Source organism: Adlercreutzia muris (assembly GCF_041223505.1).
Taxonomy (GTDB): Bacteria; Actinomycetota; Coriobacteriia; order Coriobacteriales; family Eggerthellaceae; genus Adlercreutzia; species Adlercreutzia muris.
In genome coordinates this window covers 99,700-124,949 of record NZ_JBCLQK010000001.1, presented here as the reverse complement: position 1 = coordinate 124,949, position 25,250 = coordinate 99,700, and the positions used below count along the sequence as shown (strand labels likewise).

General features: G+C 63.9%; 15 protein-coding genes. 14 read left to right on the top strand and 1 reads right to left on the bottom strand.

The genetic code is table 11. The features are described from left to right. Positions 1-82: 82 nt before the first annotated feature. The 13 genes from kdpA (at position 83) to AAK988_RS00410 (ending at position 22,727) form a co-directional block, all read left to right on the top strand. Positions 83-1,870, top strand: a complete 1,788-nt coding sequence (gene kdpA, locus AAK988_RS00470; protein WP_369873343.1) for a potassium-transporting ATPase subunit KdpA — start codon at positions 83-85, stop codon at positions 1,868-1,870. A gap of 15 nt (positions 1,871-1,885) precedes the next feature. Further along, positions 1,886-4,111 (top strand): potassium-transporting ATPase subunit KdpB, encoded by a 2,226-nt coding sequence (gene kdpB, locus AAK988_RS00465; protein WP_369873344.1) that lies wholly within the window; start codon positions 1,886-1,888, stop codon positions 4,109-4,111. 15 nt (positions 4,112-4,126) lie between these two features. Beyond that, positions 4,127-4,735 (top strand): potassium-transporting ATPase subunit C, encoded by a 609-nt coding sequence (locus AAK988_RS00460; RefSeq protein ID WP_160324583.1) that lies wholly within the window; start codon positions 4,127-4,129, stop codon positions 4,733-4,735. A 176-nt stretch (positions 4,736-4,911) separates the two neighbouring features. Continuing rightward, positions 4,912-7,743: an ATP-binding protein gene (locus AAK988_RS00455; protein ID WP_242370119.1), complete on the top strand. Its 2,832-nt coding sequence runs from the start codon at positions 4,912-4,914 to the stop codon at positions 7,741-7,743. Then, a complete protein-coding gene (locus AAK988_RS00450; RefSeq protein ID WP_135971609.1) occupies positions 7,727-8,437 on the top strand; it encodes a response regulator in 711 nt (236 codons plus the stop codon). The genes AAK988_RS00455 and AAK988_RS00450 overlap by 17 nt, the downstream gene beginning before the upstream one ends. Before the next feature lie 93 nt (positions 8,438-8,530). Continuing rightward, positions 8,531-9,841, top strand: coding sequence for a replication-associated recombination protein A (locus AAK988_RS00445; protein WP_369873346.1), 1,311 nt, complete (start codon positions 8,531-8,533; stop codon positions 9,839-9,841). A 150-nt stretch (positions 9,842-9,991) separates the two neighbouring features. Then, positions 9,992-10,840 (top strand): DUF948 domain-containing protein, encoded by an 849-nt coding sequence (locus AAK988_RS00440; protein ID WP_262999533.1) that lies wholly within the window; start codon positions 9,992-9,994, stop codon positions 10,838-10,840. A 24-nt stretch (positions 10,841-10,864) separates the two neighbouring features. Next, positions 10,865-12,241 (top strand): AI-2E family transporter, encoded by a 1,377-nt coding sequence (locus tag AAK988_RS00435; protein WP_369873347.1) that lies wholly within the window; start codon positions 10,865-10,867, stop codon positions 12,239-12,241. A 61-nt stretch (positions 12,242-12,302) separates the two neighbouring features. Beyond that, positions 12,303-14,939: an alanine--tRNA ligase gene (gene alaS / locus AAK988_RS00430; RefSeq protein WP_369880262.1), complete on the top strand. Its 2,637-nt coding sequence runs from the start codon at positions 12,303-12,305 to the stop codon at positions 14,937-14,939. Positions 14,940-15,083: 144 nt separating this feature from the next. Beyond that, the gene (locus AAK988_RS00425) at positions 15,084-17,594 is read left to right on the top strand and encodes a type I restriction-modification system subunit M (protein WP_369880261.1); all 2,511 of its coding nucleotides are present in this window, start codon (positions 15,084-15,086) and stop codon (positions 17,592-17,594) included. 1 nt (position 17,595) lies between these two features. Further along, complete coding sequence (locus AAK988_RS00420; protein WP_369880260.1) at positions 17,596-18,849, top strand: restriction endonuclease subunit S; 1,254 nt, start codon at positions 17,596-17,598, stop codon at positions 18,847-18,849. A gap of 8 nt (positions 18,850-18,857) precedes the next feature. Next, on the top strand, positions 18,858-19,481 hold the full coding sequence (gene fic / locus AAK988_RS00415; RefSeq protein ID WP_114540314.1) for a protein adenylyltransferase Fic: 624 nt from the start codon (positions 18,858-18,860) through the stop codon (positions 19,479-19,481). A gap of 3 nt (positions 19,482-19,484) precedes the next feature. Further along, a complete protein-coding gene (locus tag AAK988_RS00410; protein ID WP_369880259.1) occupies positions 19,485-22,727 on the top strand; it encodes a type I restriction endonuclease subunit R, EcoR124 family in 3,243 nt (1,080 codons plus the stop codon). On the opposite strand, the gene AAK988_RS00405 is transcribed toward AAK988_RS00410, so the two are convergent. Then, positions 22,699-23,265: a restriction endonuclease subunit S gene (locus AAK988_RS00405; RefSeq protein WP_369880313.1), complete on the bottom strand. Its 567-nt coding sequence runs from the start codon at positions 23,263-23,265 to the stop codon at positions 22,699-22,701. The two genes, AAK988_RS00410 and AAK988_RS00405, sit on opposite strands and share 29 nt — an antisense overlap. Positions 23,266-23,888: 623 nt before the next feature. Between AAK988_RS00405 and AAK988_RS00400 the strand changes: the two genes are divergently transcribed. After that, on the top strand, positions 23,889-25,142 hold the full coding sequence (locus tag AAK988_RS00400; protein WP_135971231.1) for an ATP-binding protein: 1,254 nt from the start codon (positions 23,889-23,891) through the stop codon (positions 25,140-25,142). Positions 25,143-25,250: the final 108 nt, after the last annotated feature.

Below are 25,250 nucleotides of genomic sequence, written 5' to 3'. Positions count from 1 at the left end.
ATGTGACGGCGGCGGTGGGCGTGCTGGCCCTGGCCGCGATGGCGTACCTCGCGGTACTGCTGTTGAGGGACGGTGACGGGCGATGAGCGGGGAGGTGAGCGCGGCCCTGTTCACGGCGGCGGCCTACGGGGCCCTGCTGGTGGCCTGCGCGGTGCCGCTTTCCGGCTACCTCGTGAACGTGATGGAGGGGCGCCAGGCCCGGGCCCGCCGCATCATCGGCCCGGTGGAGCGCGGCGCCTTCCGCCTTCTGCGGGTGAACCCGGACGACTCCATGGGCTGGAGGCGCTATCTGGTGTGTGTCGTGGCCTTTACGGGGGTGTCCATCGCGGGGCTGTTCCTGCTGCTCGTGGCCCAGGGGGGCCTGCCCGCCAACCCCGAGGGCTTCGGGGGGCTGCCCGCCGATACGGCCCTGAACATGGCCGTGAGCTTCGCGACCAACACCGATTGGCAGGCCGTGGCGGGGGAATCGCACCTCAGCTACTTGTCCCAGGCCGCGGGCCTGGCCGTGCAGAACTTCCTGTCCCCGGCCGTGGGCATTGCCGTGGCCTTCGCCCTCATGCGGGGACTGTGGTCGGCCGGCGACGGGCGGCTCGGGAACTTCTTCGCCGATGTGATCCGCGTGACCCTCTGCGTTCTTTTGCCCCTCTCCCTCGTGCTCTCCATAGCCCTGGCTTCCCAGGGCGTGCCCCAGACCTTTCAGGGCTACGAGACCGTGCAGCTGCTGGAGCCCGTGGCCGTGGACGAGGCCGGCAATGTGGTGGCCGCCGACGATCCGGCGGCCGTGGAGGAGGTGACCGAGGCCGTGGTGCCCCTGGGCCCCCAGGCCTCCCAGGTGGCCATCAAGCAGCTGGGCACCAACGGCGGCGGCTTCAACGGGGCGAACTCCGCCTCGGCCCTGGAGAACCCCACGCCCCTGGCGAACTTGCTCGAGTGCCTGGCCATTCTGCTGCTGCCCTTCACCCTCATCCTCAGCTTCGGGCGCATGGTGGCCGACCGGCGCCAGGGGCGGGCGCTGCTGGCCTGCGTGCTCATCCTGCTGGCCATCGGCACCGCCGTGCTCGTGGGGGCGGAGTTTCGGGCCACGCCCCAGCTTTCCCAGGACGGGGCCGTCTACACCGGCTCGCTTGCCCAGGCCGCCGGCAACATGGAGGGGAAGGAGTGCCGCATCGGCACGGCCGGCTCCGCCATTTGGACCGCGTTCACCACGGCGGCGGCCAACGGGTCGACCAACGCCTCCCTGGAGGGGCTCACGCCCCTGGGCACGCTGGTGCCGCTGGTGTTCATGGGGCTTGGCGAGGTGGTGGGCGGAGGGGCCGGCACGGGCTTGGCGGCCCTGGTGGGATTTGCCGTGCTCACGGTGTTCATCGCGAGCCTCATGGTGGGCCGCACCCCCGAGTACCTGGGGAAGAAGATCGGCCCGACCGAGATGCGCGCCGCCGTGGTGATGGTGACGGCCCCGGCCCTTGTGATCCTGCTCGCGGCCGCCGGGCTCTGCCTGGCCCCCGCTGGGGCCGTGCCCACGGGCGAGGGCGGTCCTGCCGGCTTCACCGAGGTGCTCTACGCCGCCGTCTCGGCCGGGGCCAACAACGGCTCGGCCCTCGCCGGGCTGGACGCCGATGCTCCGCTCGTGAACATCGTGCTGGCTGGGGCCATGGCGGCCGGCCGCCTCATCCCCGTGGCCTGCGCCCTCGCGCTGGCCGGCTCCCTGGCCCGGCGCGAGCCGGTGGCCGCCGGTCCCGGGTCGCTCTCCACGGCGAGCCCCCTGTTCGTGTTCCTCCTCCTGATGATCATCGTGCTCGTGGGCGCCCTCACGCTGCTGCCGGCCCTGGCCCTGGGGCCTGTGGCCGAGCAACTCGGCGCCCTCGCGTAGGAAAGGCAGTGCGCTATGACGACGTTGGCAAAGAGCGGGAAGGATCTCCGCGCGGCGGTCGAAAGTGAGCCGGGCGCGGGGAATGATACGGGCGCCGGGGCCCTCCTCGGTCCGGCCGCCGGCGCCGGCTGCGGTGCAGCGCGCCGGGGGGCGCCGGCTGCGGGGGCGTCCCCGGTAGGTCGGGCCCTGCGCGGGGCCGTGAAGAAGCTCTCGGTGCGGGACCAGGCCAAGAACCCCGTGATGTTCATGGTGTACCTGTCGGCCCTCTTGACCACGGCGCTGTTCCTGCTGGCCCTGGGCGGCATTTCCGACGCGCCGGCAGGCTACATCGCGGCCGTTGCCGCTATCCTGTGGGCCACGGTGCTCTTCGGCAACTTCGCCGAGGCCCTGGCCGAGGGGCGGGGCAAGGCCCAGGCCGATGCCCTGCGCTCGGCCAAGCGCGATGTGCGGGCCCGGCGCATCGACGGGGCCGCCCTGGCCCTGGCCGAGGGGGCCGACGATCCGCTCGCCCTGCTACGAGACGCCTCGTGCGCGGTGTGCTCCACCGAGCTTGCCCGAGGGGACGTGTACCTCGTGTGCGCCGGCGAGGCCGTGCCCGCCGACGGCGAGATCCTCATGGGCGCGGCCAGCGTGGACGAGAGCGCCATCACCGGCGAATCGGCCCCGGTGGTGCGCGAGAGCGGCGGCGACCGCTCGGCGCTCACCGGGGGCACCACGGTGCTCTCCGACTGGCTCGTGGCCCGGGTGGCGGCCGAGCCCGGCGCGAGCTTCCTCGACCAGATGATCGCCATGGTGGAGTCGGCGGCCCGCAAGAAGACCCCCAACGAGCGGGCCTTAGAGCTGCTGCTCATCGCGCTCACCCTGGTGTTCCTGACCGTGTCGGTGGCCCTGTACGCTTTCGGGTCGTTCGCGGCCGCCCAGGCCGGCGAGGCGAATCCCGTGGGACTCACCTCGCTTGTGGCCCTATTCGTGTGCCTGGCGCCCACCACCATCGGCGCGCTGCTGTCGGCCATCGGCATTGCCGGCATGAGCCGTCTGAACCGGGCCAACGTGCTGGCCACGAGCGGCCGGGCCGTGGAGGCGGCCGGCGATGTGGACGTGCTGCTGCTGGACAAGACCGGCACCATCACCCTGGGCAACCGCCAGGCCGCGGCCTTCCTGCCCGTGGACGGCGCCAGCGAGCGCGACCTGGCCGACGCCGCCCAGCTGGCGAGCCTGGCCGACGAGACCCCCGAGGGCCGCTCTGTGGTGGTGCTCGCCAAGGAGCGCTTCGGCATCCGCGAGCGCACCCTGGCCGGGGCGGGCTTCACCGTGGTGCCCTTCACGGCCCAAACGCGCATGAGCGGCGTGGACTTCGGCGGCCACGAGATTCGCAAGGGGGCCGCCGATGCCGTGCGGGCCTACGTGGAGGAGCGCGGGGGCCGCTACAGCGCCCAGACCGCGGCCATCGCCGACGGGGTGGCCCGGGCCGGCGGCACCCCGCTCGTGGTGGCCCGGGACGGGAGGGTGCTCGGGGTCATCCATTTGAAGGACGTCATCAAGTCGGGCATTCGCGAGAACTTCGCCGACCTGCGCGCCATGGGCATCAAGACCGTCATGGTCACCGGCGACAACCCGCTCACGGCCGCGGTCATCGCCGCTGAGGCGGGGCTGGACGACTTCATCGCCGAGGCCACCCCCGAGGCGAAGCTGGCGGCCATTCGCGGCTACCAGGCCGAGGGGCACCTCGTGGCCATGACCGGCGACGGCACCAACGACGCGCCGGCCCTGGCTCAGGCCGATGTGGCCGTGGCCATGAACTCCGGCACCCAGGCGGCCAAGGAGGCGGGCAACATGGTGGACCTGGATTCCTCGCCCACCAAGCTCATCGAGATCGTGCGCATCGGCAAGCAGCTGCTCATGACCCGCGGCAGCCTGACCACGTTCTCCATCGCCAACGACCTGGCGAAGTACTTCGCGGTGATCCCGGCGCTGCTGGTGCCGCTGTACCCGGGCCTGGAGGTGCTGAACATCATGCACTTGGCCAGCCCCGCCTCGGCCATGCTCGCGGCCATTCTGTACAACGCCCTCATCATCGTGGCGCTCATTCCGCTGGCTTTGCGCGGCGTGAAGTACCGCGAGGGCACGCCGGCCTCGCTTCTTGCTCGCAACCTCGCGGTGTACGGCCTTGGTGGCGTGGCGGTGCCCTTTGTGGCCATCAAAGCGCTGGATATGGCCCTCGTGGCCCTGGGTGTGGCCTAGGGAAAGGAGAGAATCATGCATGGAAATCAGTGGGCGCGCGCCATTCTGCGCTCGGCGGTCCTCGTGCTGGCGGCCACGGCGCTGCTTGGGGTTCTGTACCCCCTCGCCATCTGCGGCGTGGCCGCAGCGGCCTTTCCGGCCCAAGCCGCGGGATCGCTCATCCAGGTGGACGGCGTGACCTATGGGAGCGCCCTGGTGGGCCAGCCCTTCAGCGATCCCGGCCATCTGTGGGGGCGCCCCACCGTGGCCGATGCTTCCACGTTCACTGGGGAGGACGGCGAGCGGCTTCTGTGGTACGGCCCCGAGAACCTAAGTCCCGCCAGCGACGAGTTTGCCGAGCGCGTGGCCGCACGGGTGGAGGTCGTGCGCGCGGCCCATCCCGACCAGGGCGACGCGCCGGTGCCGAGCGAGCTGGTGACCGTGTCGGGCTCCGGCTTCGACCCGCACATCTCGCCGGCCGCCGCCGAGTACCAGGTAGGGCGCGTGGCTGCGGCCTGCGGTCGCACCGAGGAGGAGGTGCGGGCCATCATCCGCCAGTGCACCGAGCGGCCCCTGCTCGGCGCCATCGGGGAGGCCCGGGTGAACGTGCTGAAGGTGAACCTCATGCTGGACGGCATCTTGTAATACGCTCGTCCTGGCGGGACGAGCGTATCGCTCCGACGCTGAGGCTTCGGCAGGCACCTGCCGGAGCCTCGCTGGCTTCTCGGGGCGCTTCCCCGTTTCCTTAGATTGATTAACTGTTAAGTGAACGAAAACCATCGGGGCTGCGGCCAGTGATAGGATGATGGATACGGTAAGCAATGGAGAGGAAGGAGGTTGCGGTGGCGCTCGGGCGCGACAATGGGGAGGCGGCCGAGGCGCGTCGCGATCCGGAGGCCATCCTGCACCGCCTGCGCGAGGAGGAGGCCGCCGCTCCGACCGGTCGGGGGACGCTGAAGGTGTTCTTCGGCTACGCGGCCGGGGTGGGCAAGACCTACGCCATGCTGAGCGAGGCCCATCGGGCCCAAGAGGCCGGCGCCGACATCGTGGTAGGCTATGTGGAGCCCCACACCCGTGCCGACACCCTGGCCCTCGTGGAAGGGCTCGAGGTGCTGCCCTGTCGTGAGCTGTCCCACCGCGGCATCGCCCTGCGGGAGTTCGACCTGGATGGGGCCCTGGCGCGCCGTCCCCAGATCGTGCTCGTGGACGAGCTGGCCCACAGCAACGCGCCGGGGTGCCGCCACCGCAAGCGCTACCAGGATGTGGAGGAGCTGCTCCGCGCCGGCATCGACGTGTACACCACGGTGAACGTGCAGCACCTCGAGGGGCTCAACGACAAGATCGCCGCCATCACCGCCGTGGCTCCCTCCGAGCGCATCCCCGACCGCATCTTCGACGCTGCCGATTCGGTGGAGCTCGTGGATTTGGAGCCGGCCGACCTTATCGAGCGCCTGCAGGCGGGCAAGATCTACGCCCCGGAGCGGGTGGGCACGGCGCTGGCGCACTTCTTCTCCCGCACCAACCTCGCCGCCCTGCGCGAGGTGGCCCTGCGCCGGGCGGCCGATCGCCTCACCCGCAACGCACCCGCCTCGGCGGTGCCCCATGCGGCCGGGGGCGAGGACGTGCTCGTGCTGGTGAGCGGCGAGGACGCTGCCGCCCGGGTCATCCGCACGGCAGCTGCCCTGGCCGAGGCCGCCCACGGCACTCTGACGGCCCTCGTCGTGGAATCGCCCGAGGAGGCCGCCGCCCCCGATGAGGTCGAGGGGCGCAAGCGGGCCGTGGCCCTCGCCGAGGAGCTCGGCGCCCGCGTGGTCACCCTCGCGGGCGACGATCCCGTGCAGCCCTTGGCCCTCTACGCCGCCACGGCCGGTATCCGCCGCATCGTGGTGCCCGCCGGCACCGGCCGCTCGCGGCTCTTCGGACGGGGGGAGGTGGCCTGGCGGCTCATGCGGGCCGCTCCCGAGGCGGTGGTCACGGCGGTGCCGGCCGTGGACGCCCCCTCGGTGCTCAAGCGCCTCCACGCCTCCACGGGATTTAGGCCCACGGCCGCCGACGGGATCCGGGCCCTGGGGGCCGTGGCCCTGGCCACGGCCGTGAGCGCGGTGGCCTGGGCCGTGAGCCCCGCCACCTCGGTGGTGCTCATGGTCTATCTGCTCGTGGCCCTGCTCGTGGCCACCCGGGCCGACGGCTTCCTCTATGCGGTGCTGGCAGCCCTGGGCAGCGTGGTGGCCTACAACTTCTTCTTCACGGCCCCGCGCTTCACCTTCCATGCCTACGGCCTGTCGGCCCCGGTGATCTTCGCCTTCCTGCTCATGGGCACTTTGGCGGCCTCGTCGCTGGCCATCCGCCTCAAGCGCCAGGCGGCCCAGGCGGCCCGCCGCTCCTACCGTACCGAAGTGCTCTTGGAGAGCAGCCGCAAGCTCCAGGCCGCCTCTACCCTGGACGGCTGCCTCGAGACGGCCGCCGCCCAGGTGGTGAAGATCCTCGACCGGCCTGTGGTCATCTACCGCGCCGACGATCTGGCCCCCTCGGGCCTAGCCGCTCCCCGGGTCTTCGACGTGCCGGGCACCGGCGGTGGCGATGCCGAGGCTGCCGCGCTCACGGCCCCCGGCGAGCGGGCCGTGGCCGCCTGGGTGGCCGCCAACGGCGAGCCGGCCGGCGCCACGACCGATACGCTGCGGGAGACCCGCTGTCTGTATCTGCCCATCCGCTCGGCTGAGCGCGTGTTCGCCGTGGCCGGCTTGGTCATGGAGCGGGACAGCGGCGATTTCGGGTCCTTCGAGCGCAACCTGCTGGCCGCCCTTCTCGATGAATGCGGCCAGCAGGCCCAGGCCCTGGTTCTGGCCCGAGATCGGCGCAATCTTTCGGTGAAGGCCGAGAAGGAGGCTCTGCGGTCGAACCTGCTGCGGGCCATCTCCCACGATCTGCGCACGCCGCTCACGAGCATCTCCGGGGACGCCGATGTGCTCCTGACCGCGGGCGATGCCCTGGACGGCGCCCAGCGCCGCCGTCTGGCCTCCGACATCTATGAGGATGCGACCTGGCTTATCGACCTCGTGGAGAACTTGCTGTCGGTGACGCGCCTCGACGACGGTGCCGTGGAGGTGGCCCGGGCCCCCGAGCTGGTGGCCGACGTGCTTGATGACGCGCTGCGCCACGTCAGCCGCGCGGCGGCCGATCGCGCCATCGCTGTGGAAGTGGAGGACGAGCTGCTCATGGCCTCCATGGACGGACGGCTCATCGTGCAGGTGGTGGTGAACCTCGTGAACAACGCCGTGGCCTACACCCCGCCCGGCTCCATCATCCGCGTGACGGCGGCGCGCCAGCGCTCGGCCGCGGGCGAGCCTCTCGTCGCCGTGGCGGTGGCCGACGACGGTCCTGGCATTCCGGACGGGGAGAAGGCCCGCGTCTTCGAGCTGTTCTACCACGGCACGGCCGCTGGCGAGGGGTGGTCCGCTGCTCCGGGCGAGGGGGGCGACAGCCGCCGCGGCATGGGCCTGGGGCTGTCTTTGTGCCGCTCGATTCTGCGGGCCCATGGCAGCGACATAATCCTGGCCGACGCCGTGCCCCACGGCTGCGTGTTCTCCTTCACCCTGCCCGAGGCTGCGGTTCTGATGATAGAGGGAGGCGGGAGCTATGGCAGTTCACGATGAGGGCGTCATCCTCGTGGTGGAGGACGACGGGGCCGTGCGCAACCTCGTGGCCACGGCCCTCGATGTGCACGGCTACGCCCACCGCGAGGCCGCCACGGCCACGGCGGCCCTTATGGAGCTGACGAGCGCGACCGACATCAACCTCGTCATTCTGGATCTGGGGCTGCCCGACCGCGACGGCGTGGAGGTCATCGGCGCCCTGCGCGGCTGGTCGCGCACGCCGGTCATCGTGCTGTCGGCCCGCCAAGAGGACGCCGACAAGGTGGCCGCCCTGGACGCCGGGGCCGACGATTACCTCACGAAGCCCTTCTCCGTGGAGGAGCTCTTGGCCCGGGTGCGGGTGGCCCTGCGCCGCCAGGCCTACGACCAGCCGGCGCCCGAGGTGCCCCAGCGGTACCACAACGGCGGCCTGGAAATCGATTTCGACGCCGGCGTGGCCCTCCGTGATGGAGCCGAGCTGCACCTCACCCCCATCGAGTACAAGCTCCTGGTCCTTATGGCCCGCCATACGGGGAAGGTGCTCACCCACAACTACATTCTGAAGGAGGTGTGGGGCGCCGCCCTGGCCTCCGACCTGCCGAGCCTGCGGGTGTTCATGGCCACCTTGCGCAAGAAGATCGAGCCCGATCCCGCCAATCCCGTCTATCTCCAGACCCATGTGGGCATCGGCTATCGCATGATGCGGGTGGAATAGGTAACGCCCCCACGCCCGCTCACTCGGCTCTAAAGGTAAACATTTGTTCGATTTCTCGTGACCACTTGGGCGGAGCCGTGGTAGGATAGGCCCATGGATACTTTATTTACAGCTATGGAGAACGATCGGCGGGCCACGGTGGCTCCCCTAGCCGTGCGCATGCGCCCTCGCACCCTCGATGAGGTGGTGGGCCAGGGCGAGGCCGTGGGCGAGGGCAGCTGGCTTCGGGCCGCCATCGAGAACGACAGCCTCAGTTCGGTTATCCTCTTCGGCCCCGCCGGCACGGGGAAGACCTCGCTCGCCCATGTCATCGCCGAGTCCACCCGCGCCACGTTCGTGGAGGTCTCGGCCATCGGGGGCACCGTCTCCGACCTGCGCCGCGAGATCGACGCGGCGGAGAAGCGACTGCTCATGGGCGGCCTGCGCACCATCCTGTTCGTGGACGAGATCCACCGCTTCAACCGCAGCCAGCAGGATGCGCTGCTCCACGCCGTGGAGGACCGGCTGCTCGTGCTCGTGGGGGCCACGACCGAGAACCCCTTCTTCGAGGTGAACTCGGCCCTCATCTCCCGCTCTCGGGTAGTGGAGCTGCACTCCCTGTCCGACGACGAGGTCGCCGAGCTCGTGGGCCGGGCCGTGGCCGACGAGCGGGGGCTGGCGGGCCTCTATGTTCTGGAGGATGCTGCCCGCGACGCCATCGTCACCCTGGCCGGGGGCGATGGGCGCGGGGCTCTCACCACCTTGGAGCTGGCGGCCGGCATGGTGGCCCCAGGCACCCTTGAGGCCCCGGTCGCCGTTACCGAGGCCATGGTGCGGGCCGCCACACCCCATCGGGCGCTGCCCTACGACAAGAACAAGGACATGCACTACGACATCATCTCGGCGTTCATCAAGTCCATGCGCGGCAGCGATCCCGATGCCGCGGTGTACTGGCTCGCCCGCATGATCGACGGGGGAGAGGACCCGAAGTTCATCGCCCGCCGCATGTTCATCGCCGCCTCGGAGGATATCGGCAACGCCGATCCCCAGGCCCTGCTCGTGGCCGAGGCCGCCTTCCGCGCCGCCGAGGTCATCGGGTATCCCGAATGCCGCATCAACCTGGCCCAGGCCGCCATCTACCTGGCCCTGGCCCCCAAATCCAACGCCGCCGAGGCCGCCATCGACGCGGCGCTCTCGGAGGTGCGCCATGGTCCTGCCCGCAAAGTGCCCGACTACCTGCGCGACCGGCACCGTCCCGGTTCGGAGCATTACGGGAAGTACCAATATCCGCACAGCTATCCTGGCGGTTGGGTTGATCAGCGGTATCTGCCCGATGGCTTGGAGCGCGGCTGCTTCTACCAGCCGAGCGAACGGGGCTGGGAGGCCTGGCGCATCGACGCCGCCGCTCGGGATCGCGGCCAGTAGGCCCTGCGGCGGGCGCGGTTGACGCGGTGTCTCCATCCGTTTACGGAATGGCTACTGTGTGGGAGCCTTCTGTGGAATGGGCCGGGAGCCTTATTAGAATGAGCGCGGTAATAGTATAGTTTGGTCTTCGGAACTATAAGGAGGCTCATCATGGAATTCGCCGCTCTTGTGGATATCGCGCTGCCCGTCGTCTACGTGCTCGTAGGCGCCGTGCTCGTCTGGTTCGTCGTGGAGCTCGCCCTCACCATTCGCTCGACCCGGGCCACCATCGACGACGCCCACGAGGAACTGGTGCCCACCTTGCAGCATGTGGAGAAGATCACGGCCCAGGTGGAGCCCCTCGTCGGCAACGTCAACACCCTCATCGTCGAGCAGGTCACGCCCCTTATGGAGAAGGCAAACGCCCTGGCTGAGGAGGCCCGTCCGGCCGTGGGCCGGGTCGATCCCCTCGTGGAGCGCCTGTCTCTCACGGTGGATGCGGCGAATTTGGAGCTCATGCGGGTCGATCAGATCCTGGAGGACGTGACTCAGATCACCGATTCCGTCTCCAAGGCCGCCGGCGCTGTCGATACGGTGACGAGCGCCCCCATCGATCTCGTGAACACCCTCACGGGCAAGCTGCGCAGCAAGTTCAAGCCCCGCTACGCCTCCGATGAGTCGGTGCGCCTCGGCGGCGGTCCGGCGGTCCCCGAGGCCGGGCGTTCCGCCACCGTCGCCGACGCTGTGAGCGCCGTGGGCGATGCAGCCAGTGCCGTGGTATCCGAGCAGAAGGCCCGCCATGCGGCTCGCAAGGCCGAGGCCGCCTCCCGCGCCTCCCGCTCCGAGGCCTTCGAGAGCCAGTTGACCGATACCGCCGCCGCGCTCGCCAACGCCGCGGTGGACGCCGCCGGCGCCGACACCGAGCCTGCGGGCGACCATGCTCGCGCGGTGTCCCCCAACGCCGCTGCGGCCGACGCCCCGGCGGCGCCGGTTGGCCGCGATCCCTATTCTGTCCAGTAGCCTGCGCTCTTCAAGGAGCTGTCTATGAGCACCGAGGTACCCGCCGACAACAATCCCCGTGCCGCGGCCGATCGCAGCCTGACGGCGCGTCAGGCCAAGGCCCGCATCCGCTTCCTCGACCTGTGGTCGGTCATCGCCGCCATCGGGCTGCTCGGAGGTATCGTATGGCTCATGGGCATCCTGTCGGTGCCCGTGGCCATCCTCATCTGGACGCTCATCATCGTGTTCTGTCTGCGGGGCATCGTGAACGGCCTCGAGCGCGTCCACGTGAACCGCGCCATCGGCACCACGGTGGCCTACGTGGTCATGGCGCTCGTGATCGTGGTAGTGGGCTTCTTGCTGTTCTCTCCTATGTTCGGCCTGAACGCCCAGTTCAACGACTTGCTCACCAGCATGCCTCACTACGTGGACGCGGTCATCGCCTGGGGCAACGACATCTATGTCCGCTATGCGCCGGTCTTCGAGGACGACACGGTGAAGAGCCTCATCGCCGAGGCCCAGAAGGCGGCGGCATCCTGGGCCGCCGGCATTGCCCAGGGCAGCGCCAATGGCGTGGTGGCCTTCGGCACCACGCTCGCCAACGGGCTCATGGCCTTCGGCTTCGGCCTCGTCATCGCCTTCTGGGTGCTCATGGAGCTGCCGGCCATCGGCCGGGAGACCCGGCGCCTCATCGGTCCCAAGCACGCGGGGGACGCCGAGTTCTTCCACGCCACCTTCACCCGCGTCATGGGCGGCTACATCAAGGGGACGCTGTTCCAATGCGCCATCATCGGCGTGGGCTGCGGCGTGCTGTTCGGCTTCATCGGCGTGCCCAACGCCGCCGTGCTCGGCCTCATCACCGGCGTCATGAACATCATCCCCATCATCGGTCCCTGGATCGGCGGCGCGCTCGCGGCCATCGTGGCCATCTTCTCCGGCCCCATGACCGCTGCCATCGCGCTGATCGGCACCATTGTCATCCAGCAGCTCGTCTACACCTTCATCTCTCCGAAGATCATGGCGAACTCCGTGGACATCCACCCGGCCCTCACCCTGTTCGCCCTCATGGTGGGCTCCGCTCTGGGCGGGGCCATGAGCGGCCTGCTCGGCTCGCTCGTGGGCATGCTCGCCTCCATCCCGCTCGTGGCGGTGGCCAAGTCGGTGTTCGTGTACTACTTCGAGAAGCGCACCGGCCGTCATCTCGTGGCCGAGGACGGCGTGTTCTTCAAGGGCACGCCGGCCAATGCCGAGGAGGTGAACCCCATCGCCGACGCCACCGCGCCCGGCACCACGGGCACGTTGCGGCCCATTCGCCTGGAGAACATGCCCGGAATATCGGGGCGTCTTCCGAAGTTGCATATGCAGCGCCACGGCCGCATCACCCCGCGCCACTCCCACGACGAGGACGACGGCCGCAGGTAACTTGTACTATAATACTCGGTTGGATATTTTCGACATGCCGTAAAGGACGGACAGGATACCTATGCAGTACATGACCACCGCGGAAATCCGCGAGAAGTACCTCGCCTACTTCCAGGAGAAGGGCTGCAAGCTCGTGCCCTCTTCCTCCCTCATTCCCGATGACCCGTCGCTTCTGCTGACGAGTGCGGGCATGGTGCAGTTCAAGCCCTACTTCCTGCAGCAGAAGCAGCTGGAGGCGCCCTATATCGGTACCACCAGCGTGCAGAAGTGCGTGCGCACCAACGATATCGACATCATCGGCACCACGGGGCGCCACCTGAGCTTCTTCGAGATGCTCGGCAACTTCTCCTTCGGCGAGTACTTCAAAGAGGAGATGTGCGCCTGGGCCTACGACTTCTCCGTGAACGTGCTGGGACTGCCTCCCGAGCGTCTGTACTTCACCGTGTTCGAGGACGACGACGAGACCATCGAGATCTGGAAGAACCTGGGCGTGCCCGATGACCATATCTCCCGCCTCGGCGAGGACGACAACTTCTGGCGTGCCGGCCCCACGGGCCCCTGCGGTCCCTGCTCGGAGATCTACTTCGACCAGGGTCCCGACTTCGGCTGCGGCAGCCCCGATTGCGCCCCAGGCTGCGACTGCGACCGCTTCCTGGAGTTCTGGAACTGCGTGTTCACCCAGTACGACGGCCAGGAGGACGGCACGCTTGCCCCCCTGCCCAAGAAGAACATCGACACGGGCATGGGCCTGGAGCGCATGGCCGCCATCATGCAGGGGGTGCAGTCCAACTACGAGACCGACGTGCTGCGCAGCCTCGTGGCCGTGGGCGAGCGTTTGTCCGGCCGCACCTACGGGGAGGATGCCGAGGTGGATCTGGCCCTGCGCATCATCGCCGACCATTCTCGCTCGGTCACCTTCATGATCGCCGACGGCATCCTGCCGGGCAACGAGGGCCGCGGCTACGTGCTGCGCCGCCTGCTGCGCCGCGCTATCATGAAGGCCCAGCTCGTCGGCATCGAGGGCCACTTCCTCAATGAGTACGTGGACGAGATCGTGCGCCTCATGGGAGATGTATACCCCGAGATCGTAGAGAACCGCGAGCTGGAGCGCGGCCTCATCATGGCCGAGGAGGATCGCTTCGGCGCCACCCTGCGCCAGGGCCAGGCCTACCTGGAAGAGGCCCTGGGCAAGCTTGCGGGCGACACGCTTTCCGGCGAGGAGGCCTTCACCCTGCACGACACCTACGGCTTCCCCGTGGAAGTGACTCAGGAGATTGCCGGGGGCCGCGGCGTGAAGGTGGACATGGAGGGCTTCGAGCGTTCCATGGCCGCCCAGCGTGAGCGCGCCCGCGCGGCCGGTGCCAAGGACGCCGAGGCCGCCTGGTCCACTTACGGCGGCGTGTACGCCGATCTGCTGCGCGAGCTGGGTCCCACGGCCTTTGTCGGCTACGACGCCACGGCCGCCGAGACGCACGTGGTCGCCATTGTGGTCGACGGCGAGCGGGTGGGCACCCTGGCCGCCGGGCAGACCGGTGAAGTGGTGCTGGCCGCCACCCCCTTCTATGCCGAGATGGGCGGCGAGGTGGGCGACACCGGCCTCATGGAGAACGGTGCCGGCCGCGTAGCCGTGCTGGACACCCGCGCTCCCGAGGAGGGGCTGTTCGTGCACGCGGTGCGCGTGGACGAGGGCGCCCTGGCCGTGGGCGATACGGTGGTGGCCCGCGTGGACGCCAATCGCCGCGCCGCCATCGAGCGCAACCACACCGCCACGCACATCCTGCACGCCGCCCTGCGCCGCGTGCTGGGCGATCACGTGAAGCAGGCCGGCTCCTATGTGGGCCCCGACCGCCTGCGCTTCGACTTCACCCACTTCGAGGCCTGCACGGCCGAGCAGCTGGCCGAGGTGGAGCGCGAGGCCAACGACCACATCATGGCCGCCGTGCCTACCACGATTTACGAGACCTCTCTGGAAGAGGCCCGCGCCGCCGGCATCACGGGGTTGTTCGGCGAGAAGTACGGCGAGGTCGTGCGCGTCGTGGAGGCCGGCGAGGCGTCCCGCGAGCTGTGCGGCGGCTGCCATGTAGGCAATACTGCCGAGATCGGCTTCTTGAAGATAACGAGCGAGTCCTCCGTGGGCGCCAATGTGCGCCGCATCGAGGCCGTGACGAGCTTCGGGGCGCTCGCCTACGTGAACAAGGTGGAGGCCGAGCTGAAGGAGACCGCGGCCATCTTGCGCGTGCCCCCCTTCGACGTGTCCGAGCGCGTGGCCGCCGACCAGAAGGTCCTGAAGGACTTCCGCACCAAGGCCAAGCGCGCTAAGGAGATGGTGGGCGGCGATGTGTTCAACGAGCTGCTCGCCCAGGTGCAGATGGCCCCGGCCGGCTACCCGGTCATCATCGCGCGGACCGAGGTGCGCGACGGCGGTCAGCTGCGTAATCTGTGGGATGTGCTCAAGAGCCGCATGGAGGCGCCCGGAGCGATCGTGGTGGCGGGCGTGAAGGACGGCAAGCCCCTGCTGTTGGCGGCCGGCACCGACGAGGCCGTGGCCGCGGGCTTCGACGCCGGCGCGCTCATCAAGGCCATGGGCCCGGCAGTCCAGGGTGGTGGCGGCGGCAAGCCCACCATGGCCCAGGCCGGCGGCAAGAACGCCGAGGGTATCGATGACGCCCTGGAGATCGCCCGCAACATGGTGCTGTAGGGCTCTTCGCGCCACGCAAAGTTATCACCCCGAGGGGCGGCTGCGGTCGCCCCTCTTTGTTGGCTGGCCCTCTTGTGGCTCACGCTGTACTACCGCGTTCGTTATAATGAAATGATCTGTGCTCGCATCGAAAGGGACGCTTCTATGAACAAGCAACAGCTCGCCGCGAAAATCTGGGAATCTGCCAACCGCATGCGCGGCAAGGTGGATGCAAGCGAGTACAAGGACTTCATCCTGGGCTTCATCTTCTACAAGTACCTCTCCGAGAAGGAGGAGCAGTTCTTCCTGGGCGAGGGTATGACGGCCGCTGATATGGAGCAGCTGGTGGAAGAGGACGAGGAGACCGTAGGCTATGCTCAGAATCATCTGGGCTATTTCATCTCCTATCAGAACCTGTTCTCCACTTGGATCCAAGCCGGCAATGATTTCGCTGTGTCGCAGGTGTACGAGGCACTCTCGGCCTTCAGCCGCCTTGTGAGCCCCCTTTACAAAAACGTGTTCGACGGCATCTTCATCACGCTACAGACGGGACTGAGCAAGCTCGGCGACAATACAGGGTCGCAGACGAAAGCCGTGCGCGATCTCGTCCATCTCATTCAGACCATCCCCATGAGCACGCACCAAGATTACGATGTGCTGGGCTACATCTACGAGGATCTCATCTCGAAGTTCGCCTCTAACGCCGGCAAGAAAGCCGGCGAGTTCTACACCCCCCACGAGGTGTCGGTGCTCATGGCGGATATCGTCGCTCATCATTTGCGGAGCCAGGACACGATTCGTATCTACGATCCTACCAGCGGATCCGGTTCGCTGCTCATCACCATCGGCGATGCGGTGAAGCGTCGCATGGGGGATGCGGACGGCATCGCCTACTATGCTCAGGAGCTCAACCAGTCCACCTACAATCTCACGCGCATGAACCTCGTCATGCGAGGCATCAAACCGTCGAATATCACAGTGCGCAACGGCGATACCTTGGAAGATGACTGGCCCTACTTCGACGATTCGGATCCGTCAGGCACCTACGACCCGCTCTATGTGGACGCGGTGGTTTCCAATCCCCCTTACTCGCAGCGATGGGAGCCTGAGGGCAAGGAGAACGACATCCGATTCGCCTATGGCATCGCCCCTCGCTCGAAGGCGGACTACGCGTTTCTGCTGCATGACCTGTATCATCTGAAACCCTCGGGTATCATGTGCATCGTCTTGCCCCACGGCGTCCTATTCCGTGGGGGAGAGGAGGGAGCGATCCGTCGCAACCTCATCGAGAACGACAAGATCGCCGCCATCATCGGGCTACCGGCCAACATCTTCTTCGGAACGGGCATCCCCACCATCATCATGGTGTTACGTCAGAAGCGCGACGAGAGCGACGTGCTTATCGTCGACGCCTCGAAGGACTTCGAGAAAGTGGGGAAGAACAACCAGCTGCGCTCCTCGGATATCCGCCGCATTGTCGATACGGTTACGGCTCGTCGGACGATCGAGGGCTACTCGCGCCTTGTGGGAAAGGACGAGATACGCGCCAACGATTACAACTTGAATATCCCGCGCTACGTGGATTCCTCTGAGCCTACGGAAACGTGGGACTTGTATGCGTCGATGTTCGGTGGCATTCCGGTTCAGGAAATTGACGCCCTAAGCAAGTATTGGGAGGCGCTTCCCGGCCTTCGTGAGGCGCTGTTTACGGCCAACAATGGCCATTGCGCTCGGATGGCGTGCGAGGACGTAGCCGATGCAATTCAGGGGAATGAGGCGGTCGAAGGCTACGTTGCCCGCTACCACGCAGCGTTCTCTGGGTTGCGCCGTCAGCTCGTGGCGACGCTCATCGGCAACTGGCAGCGGGTGGACGCACCGAGCGCGGAGGCTGCGGTGGCCGATGAGGTGTTCAAGCTCGTGGAACCGTTTACTCTGGTTGATAAATATGACGCTTATCAGGCGCTTGATGATGCTTGGGGCGTTATTGCCGCCGATTTGGAAATGCTGCAAACGGAAGGTTTCGACGCTGCGAGGAAGGTCGATCCGGAATACGTCATCAAGAAGAAGAGCGGCAAAGACGTTGAGGTGCAGGACGGATGGAAGGGCCATATCCTGCCGTTCTCTCTTGTACAAGACGCGCTCTTGAGTGTGGAAGCCGAGCAGTTGCGTGATTTGCAGGATGAGATGAGCCACTTGAATGGCGAGTGCGAGAGCTTGCAAGAGGAGCTGCCCTGCGAGGACGCCGAAGAGGGCGATGCCGACGATTCGTGCGATTTGACCGAGGAGGAAATCGCGGCGAAGCGGAATGAGCTCGCGGCCCTCCAGAAGAAGCTAAAGAGCTTGAAGAAGGATGCCAAAGCTCAGGAGTCGGCCCTCGAAGAGAAGACCCGCGAGACCATTGAGGCGCTGACCGACGAGCAGGTGTACGAGCTGCTCGAGGCCAAATGGGTAGAGCCCCTCATGGATGATCTGAACGCGCTGCCGCAAGTGTCTATTGAGGGTCTTATCAAGAAAGTGAACGCGCTGGAAGAGAAATACAAAGACACCTATGCCGATGTGGCAGAGCAGATCAGCGAAGCCGAAAGAGAGCTGGATGCAATGCTCGGCCAGCTTGTGGGTGACGAGTTCGACATGCTCGGCATCGCGGAACTGCGTAAGCTTTTGGGCGGTGAGTAACATGGAAGAGCAGCGTAAGTCCGAAAACGCCCTCGTCCCCGCCCTCCGCTTCGAAGGATTCAGCGACCCTTGGGAACAGCGTAGGTTGGGGGAGCTGTGCTCGTTCGCCAAAGGGCGAGGCTACAGCAAGATGGATATCTGCGACTCGGGAATGCCCCTAATTCTCTACGGGCGTCTTTATACACAGTATCAAACCAGGATCGAAGAGGTTGATACGTTTGCCGCGGATAAGGGCGGCTCGCTGCTCTCAAGCGGCAATGAGGTGATAGTTCCGGCTTCGGGCGAGACGGCCGAAGACATTGCAGTTGCGTCGTCTGTTCGCAGGCCAGGCGTCATTTTTGGTGGCGACTTGAATGTTTTAACCCCAGAGGGTGCACTGGATCCCGACTACGTTGCGCTTGGGATAACCTACGGAAGCGCCCATGGCGATCTAGCCAAACGCGCGCAAGGAAAGTCAGTCGTGCATGTGCATAACGCCGACATCGCGATGACGGAATTGGCGTACCCAGGTATCGACGAGCAAAGAGCTATATCGTCTTTTGTGTTAAGCCTCGACTCGCTCATCGCCCTTCATCAGCGTAAGCATGAGAAGCTGAAAACGGTAAAGCAATCACTGCTTGAGAAAATGTTCCCCAAAGAAGGCGAGGATGTGCCCGAGATCCGTTTCGAAGGTTTTACTGATCCTTGGGAACAGCGTAGGTTGGGGGAGATCGCACATCGAGTAATCCGCAAGAACGAAGAGGGGGTGTCCGATCTCCCATTAACTATCTCGGCTCAGCTCGGGCTCGTAGATCAGAGGGACTTCTTTAGCAGCCAAGTTGCAAGCCGTGATTTGCGTGGATATTACTTGCTCAAGAAGGGAGAGTTCGCTTACAACAAAAGCACCTCGGGCGATAGTCCTTGGGGCGCGGTTAAGCGCCTGACGAGATACGAAAAAGGCTGCTTATCGACCCTTTACATTTGCTTCGGGCTCGACGAAGGCGATCCTGCTTTTCTAGTGACTTACTATGAAACCAACCGTTGGCACAAAGGGATTCGAATGATTGCCGCCGAAGGTGCCAGAAACCATGGTCTGCTTAACATAGCACCCATCGATTTCTTTGAAACTAAATTAACTCTACCGAGCGAAATCGAAGAGCAGTCCCGCATCGGCCTTTTCTTCCAGAAACTCGACTCGCTCATCACCCTTCATCAGCGTGAGTTGGATATTCTTAAAAACCTTAAGCAAGCGTTACTTGAAAAGATGTTTGTCTAGGAGCTGCCATGACTCTAAAAAACAAGCTGGGCATCCATAACGCTGTAGAGCTTTCTCGCCAAGAGGAACGACTGTCGAAGCAGCGGGCATTGGAGTTGTTCGATGAAGGGCTGCTCGACACCTTCGAGATAGGAACTTTTGCAGGCTTGCAAGCGATTCACGCCCATCTCTTTTGCGATGTTTACGACTTTGCAGGAGATGTGAGAACCGGCAATATCGCCAAGGGGAGCTTTCGGTTCGCTCCTTCTCTCTATTTGGATGCTGCGCTTGAAAGCATTAGCGCCATGCCGCAAAGCACCTTCGATGAGATCATCGAAAAGTACGTTGAAATGAATGTGGCGCATCCTTTTTGGGAAGGCAATGGTCGAAGTATGCGAATTTGGCTCGATGCCATGCTTCGCCAAGAGCTGGGTGTCGTAATCGACTGGAGCCAGGTCGACAAAGAGGACTATCTGCTTGCCATGGAACGCAGTCCCGTGCGAGATAGGGAGATCAAGGCTCTTCTCAATGCGGCATTGACTGACAAAGCCGCTGATCGCGAGGTGTTCATGAAGGGCATTGACGCGAGCTATCGCTACGAGGGACTCGAAGAGTACGAGACGGGGAACCTGCCCGAGGATGACGAGGATTAGCTCATGGTTTTCGATACAGAGGCGGCATTCGAGGAAGCGGTTATCGAGAAGCTGAAGGCCTACGGCTGGGACGATGCGGGCGGAGTGTTGAAATATCCGACCGAGCAGCAGCTGCTGGACAACTGGGCGGCCATCCTCTTCGAGAACAACAAGCATCGCGATTGCCTGAACGGCGCGCCCCTGACGCCTACCGAGATGCAGCAGATCGTCGAAAAGATCCGGGAGAAGCGCACGCCGGTGGCCATTAACGAGCTGATCAACGGTAAAGAGATTATCATCAAGCGGGACAACGCCAACGACGACCTGCATGTCGGCAAGGAAGTGGCCCTTAAGATATTCCATCGCGACGAGATCGCTGGCGGGCAAAGCCGGTACCAGATCGCGCAACAGCCGGTGTTCCCCTCGAAGTCGAAGCTGGGCCACGACCGGCGGGGCGATCTCATGCTGCTCATCAACGGCATGCCCCTGTTCCATATCGAGCTGAAGAAGAGCGGTGTGCCGGCATCTGAGGCCATCGGTCAGATTCGCAAGTACGCCGCCGAGGGCGTGTTCGAAGGGCTGTTCTCGTTGGTGCAGATCTTCGTCGCCATGAACCCCGAGGAGACGAAGTACTTCGCCAATCCCGGTCCCGACGGCGCTTTCAACGAGAAGTTCCAGTTCCATTGGGCCGACTTCAACAACAATCCCATCAACCAGTGGGGCGATGTGGTGAAGCACCTGCTGAGCATACCCATGGCCCATCAGCTCATCGGCTACTACACGGTGGCCGACAGCTCCGACGGCGTGCTGAAAGTGATGCGCAGCTACCAGTACTATGCGGCCAGCCGTATCTCCGACCGCGTGACGGTGATCGACCGCGACAAACTGTGGGGAACCAAGGGCCTGAAAGGCGGCTTCGTCTGGCACACCACGGGCAGCGGCAAAACCATGACCAGCTTCAAGTGCGCCCAGCTCATCGCCAACTCCAAGGATGCCGACAAGGTGGTGTTCCTGGTCGATCGCATCGAACTGGGTACTCAGTCGCTGGAGCAGTACCGCTCCTTCGCCAACGAATCCGAGACCGTACAGAAAACGGAGAGCACCGATGCGCTGAAGGCGAAGCTGAAGAGTAGCGATCCCTCCGATACGCTCATCGTCACGTCCATTCAGAAGATGGGCAACATCGACGAGGATGCCATGAGCGCCCGCGACCTGGAGGCGATTCGCAAGAAGCGCATCGTGTTCATTGTGGACGAGTGCCATCGCTCGACGTTCGGCAAGAACATGGAGACCATCAAGCGGGTGTTTCCTGGGGCGGTGCTGTTCGGTTTCACGGGCACGCCGATACACGAGGAGAATCGCAAAAAGCTGAGCACGACCACCGATGTGTTCGGCGACGAGCTACACCGCTACAGCATCGCCGACGGCATCCGGGACGGGAATGTGCTCGGGTTCGACACGTACCCGGTAGCCACCTATCCGGAGTTCGATCTGCGACAAGCGGTAGCGCTGGATGAGGCCAAGGCCCGCAGCATTGAAGAGGTGATGGGCGATCCGCGGCGCGAGCAGGTGTACTACCAGGTTATGGACTTGCCCATGGCCCCTTACGAGAACGATCGGGGTGAGCGGTGCCACGGCATCGAGAGCATGGTGGCGGAATCGCAGTACGGCACGGCCGACCAGGCGGAGGTGACGGAGCATCAGCGCCAGGTAGTGGCCGACATTTTGAAGCACTGGCCGACGCTCAGCCGTATGGGGAAGTTTCACGCGGTGTTCGCCACCCATTCCATTCCCGAGGCCATTGACTACTACCACCTGTTCAAGGAGCAGGACAAATTGCCCCTGAGCGTGACGGTTCTGGTTGATCCCTCGATCGATAACGAGCAGGAGCGCATCGATAAGGCACTCATCAAGCAGGATGCGCTTGAGGAGATAATCGGCGATTACAACGAGCGCTACGGCAAGGAATTCACGCTAGGCACGTGGCCGGCTTTCAAGACCGATGTGTCCAACCGGCTGGCTCACAAACGGCCCTATCTGGGCATCGAGAAGAAGCCCGAGGAGCGGCTCGATATTCTCATTGTGGTGGACCAGATGCTGACTGGCTTCGACTCGAAGTGGATCAATGCCCTGTATCTGGATAAGATCCTGCGCTATGAGATGATTATCCAAGCGTTCAGCCGCACGAATCGCCTGTTCAACGAGAACGAGAAGCCGTTCGGCGTTATTCGCTACTATCGTCGGCCCCATACGATGCGCAAATATATCGAGGAGGCTATCAGCTTGTATTCGGGCGACAAGCCCTTCGGCCTGTTCGTACCGAAACTGCGGGAGAATCTGTTAGCGCTGAACGGCGTCTTCGATGAGATTTCCTCGGTATTCCACGATGGGGGAGTGGAAGGTTTTCTGCATCTGCCTGAGAATGGCGCCGCCAAGGCCAAGTTCGCCAAGCTCTTCCGCGAATTCGACTTGCTGGTAGAAGCGGCAAAGGTGCAGGGGTTTACGTGGGACGAGTCGGATTACGACTTCCCGGTGGGGGAGGACGTGGTCGAGGAACTGGCGGCGGCAATTTCCGATGTGATGGAAAATGTCGGGGCGGAGCTGGTTGAGAATCGCGAGATTATATCGGTGCGTTTCGATGAGACTGATTACCTCACGCTGGCCCAGCGCTACAAGGAGCTGCCGGCCGGTGAGGGGCGGGAGCGCGGAGGAGCCGATATCCCCTATGACATCAGCGGTTACTTGATGGATATCGACACCACGAAGATCGACCAGGACTACATGAACGCGAACTTCTCCAAGTGGCTCAAGCAGCTTGACCTGGAGGGCGCGGATGCGGCGGCCACCGAGGCGGCTCTGGCGGCGCTGCACAAAACCTTTGCCACGTTGAGCCAGGAAGAGCAAAAATATGCCAACCTGTTCATTCACGACGTGCAGAGTGGCGACGTGTTCGTGGACTCTACCAAGACGTTCCGCGACTATATCACCGAGTATCAGCGCCATGCCCAAGACGAGCGCATCGCGCGTGCCGGAGACTTCCTGGGCGTGAATGTGGCGCAGCTCGCGGAGCTTCTTGCCGCAGGGCCCGATGAGGAGGGCTTGAACGAGTTCGGGCGCTTCGACAAACTCATGGACACCGTGGATTTGACGAGGGCGCGCGAGTACCTGTCTGCACTCGAGGGTGCCTCTATCCCCGCATTCAAGGTGAAGATGCGTGCCGATAGCCTGCTCCGTCGCTTCATCTTGGAAGGAGGCTTCGACTTGTAGGATTTTCACTGCCTGCTTCCTCACGCTGATGAAGGGTGATGAGCGAGTCGAGCTTCTGGAAGAGCGCGCCGATGCGGGATTGCTCCTCACCTGATGGTAGCGCAAGTGTCAGGTCTTTAACTATGGCTCCGGACAGATTGCCTTGACCTCCTTGCAAATATGTATCGAGTATTTTTGGCTTTTCGCGCCGAAGCCATGCTGCAATGAATTCAGCATTGTTGTTCTTACTGGGAACAATCGCAAGTATCGCCTGGTTGATAGCTCCTCTTATACGAGAAATGGCTACCTCGCCGCTAGTGGCTCCGTAGAGCGCATACAGAACGCACCCACTTTCAACTAGTGCTGCCGAAGAATTGTCTAGGCCCTTTTCCGTGAGTCGTAATTCGGTTGAATCAGATGATATTTCAGCCGATCGGATGAACGGAATATCGCCACCGTAATAGCTCTCGTTTCCTACTGAAGGCGTGCCACCCGAATACGATTCGCTTATCTCCCCCAACCTACGCTGTTCCCAATCATTAGCAAGCGCCTGTTGGATTGATACAAAACTCGAGCATGAAGATGCCGGGGGGGGGATTCACGGCAACTTGGGAACAGCGTAGGTTGGGGGAGTTATTTGTCGAGAGCGAAGATCGCTCATCCGATTTGGAGATACTCTCGGTTAGTGTTGCGAACGGAATATATCCTGCGTCGGATTCCGACAGGGAGATAAATCCCGGTGCGAGTCTTGTCAACTATAAGGTGGTGTGCAAGGGGGACGTGGTATACAACAGCATGAGAATGTGGCAAGGCGCCGTAGACTCGAGTCTGCATGATGGCATTGTTAGCCCAGCTTACGTTGTGGCAAGACCGGTTTCGATGACTGCCTCTCGCTTTTTCGCAAGGTTGCTCAAGCGTCCCAACCTGCTCTGTCAATATCAGCGACGATCTCAAGGAAATTCGAAAGATACTCAGGTTCTTAAATTTGAGGAATTTGCAGAAATCGAAGTCAGCGTACCTCTCTTTCGAAAAGAGCAGGAGGCGATAGGCTCTCTTGCGGATGCTCTCGACTCGCTCATCACCCTTCATCGAGCGTGAGGACTTGCCTCCACGCTGCGCCCTCGCTACAATTCTATCTGTGAAAAATGCTACAATCATCACGTTAGAAAGATGGATATCTCCATGGAGTTCTCTCGAGGCGCCTACGTTTCCCAACTCGTATCCCAAATCGGCAGCGGCCAGGTCAAGGTTGTCACTGGCGTTCGCCGTTGCGGCAAGACATACCTGCTAAATACCCTCTTCAAACGCCATCTCATCGAGGCGGGGATCCGCGCCGACCATATCGTCGAGATGGATTTCGACGGATACCGCAACAGCGTTTACCGGGATCCCGATCGCTTCCTCTCGTTTGTAGACGGCAGAATAACCGATGGGGAGCCGTACTTCCTCCTGCTCGATGAGATCCAGCTCCTCGACCGATTCCCGGAAGTGCTCAACGACCTGCTGCGCATGGAGAACGTCGATGTGTACGCAACGGGAAGCAATGCGCGCCTCCTCTCCAAGGACGTCGTCACCGAGTTCAGGGGCCGGGGCTACGAGATACCGATGCGGCCATTGAGCTTCTCGGAATTCATGGAGGGCTTCAATGGGGACAAGCGCGATGGATACTTGGAATACGCCACCTACGGGGGCCTGCCCGCAGTCGTCCTTCGCAAGAGCGCCGACGAAAAGACGCAGTATCTCACGAGCGTGATGAGCGAAGTTTACCTGGCAGATATCGTCGATCGGTACAAGGTTCGGGACGTCTCCGACCTCAACGACCTGGTCGACATGCTCTCGTCCTGCATCGGCTCCCTCGTGAATCCGACCAAGATCGCAAACACTTTCAAAAGTGAGAAGCACTCCAATATCGCGAGGGAGACCGTGGACAGGTTCCTAGCCCACCTCGAAGACTCATTCCTTTTCGAGAAGGCGGTACGCTACGACATAAAAGGCCGAAAATACATCGGGGCGGGATCAAAGTACTATGCCGTTGACGTGGGCCTGCGCAACGCGCGACTCAACTTCAGGCAGTTCGAGGAAACTCACATCATGGAGAACATCCTGTACAACGAGCTCCGCGGACGGGGTTTCAAGGTCGATGTTGGCATCGTGCCCTCGCAGCGCAGGGACAGCCAGGGCAGCGTGAGGCGCGTCAATTACGAGATAGATTTCGTGTGCAATCTCGGAAGCAAACGGCTCTACATCCAATCCGCCTACGCGTTGCCCACTCAAGAGAAGATGGATCAGGAGCAAGCATCCCTCATGCGAGTCGGCGACTCTTTCAAGAAGGTCATCGTGACAAAAGATGGCATCGCGCCCCACTACAACGATCGCGGCGTGCTGATAATGAACATCTACGACTTCCTCCTCCATCCCTCCTCGCTGGAGATATAAAACCCGCGCCCTACGGCTTCCTTGTAAGTCGCCACAACAGCTTGGGAACAGCGTAGGTTGGGGGAGTTATTTGTCGAGAGCGAAGATCGCTCATCCGATTTGGAGATA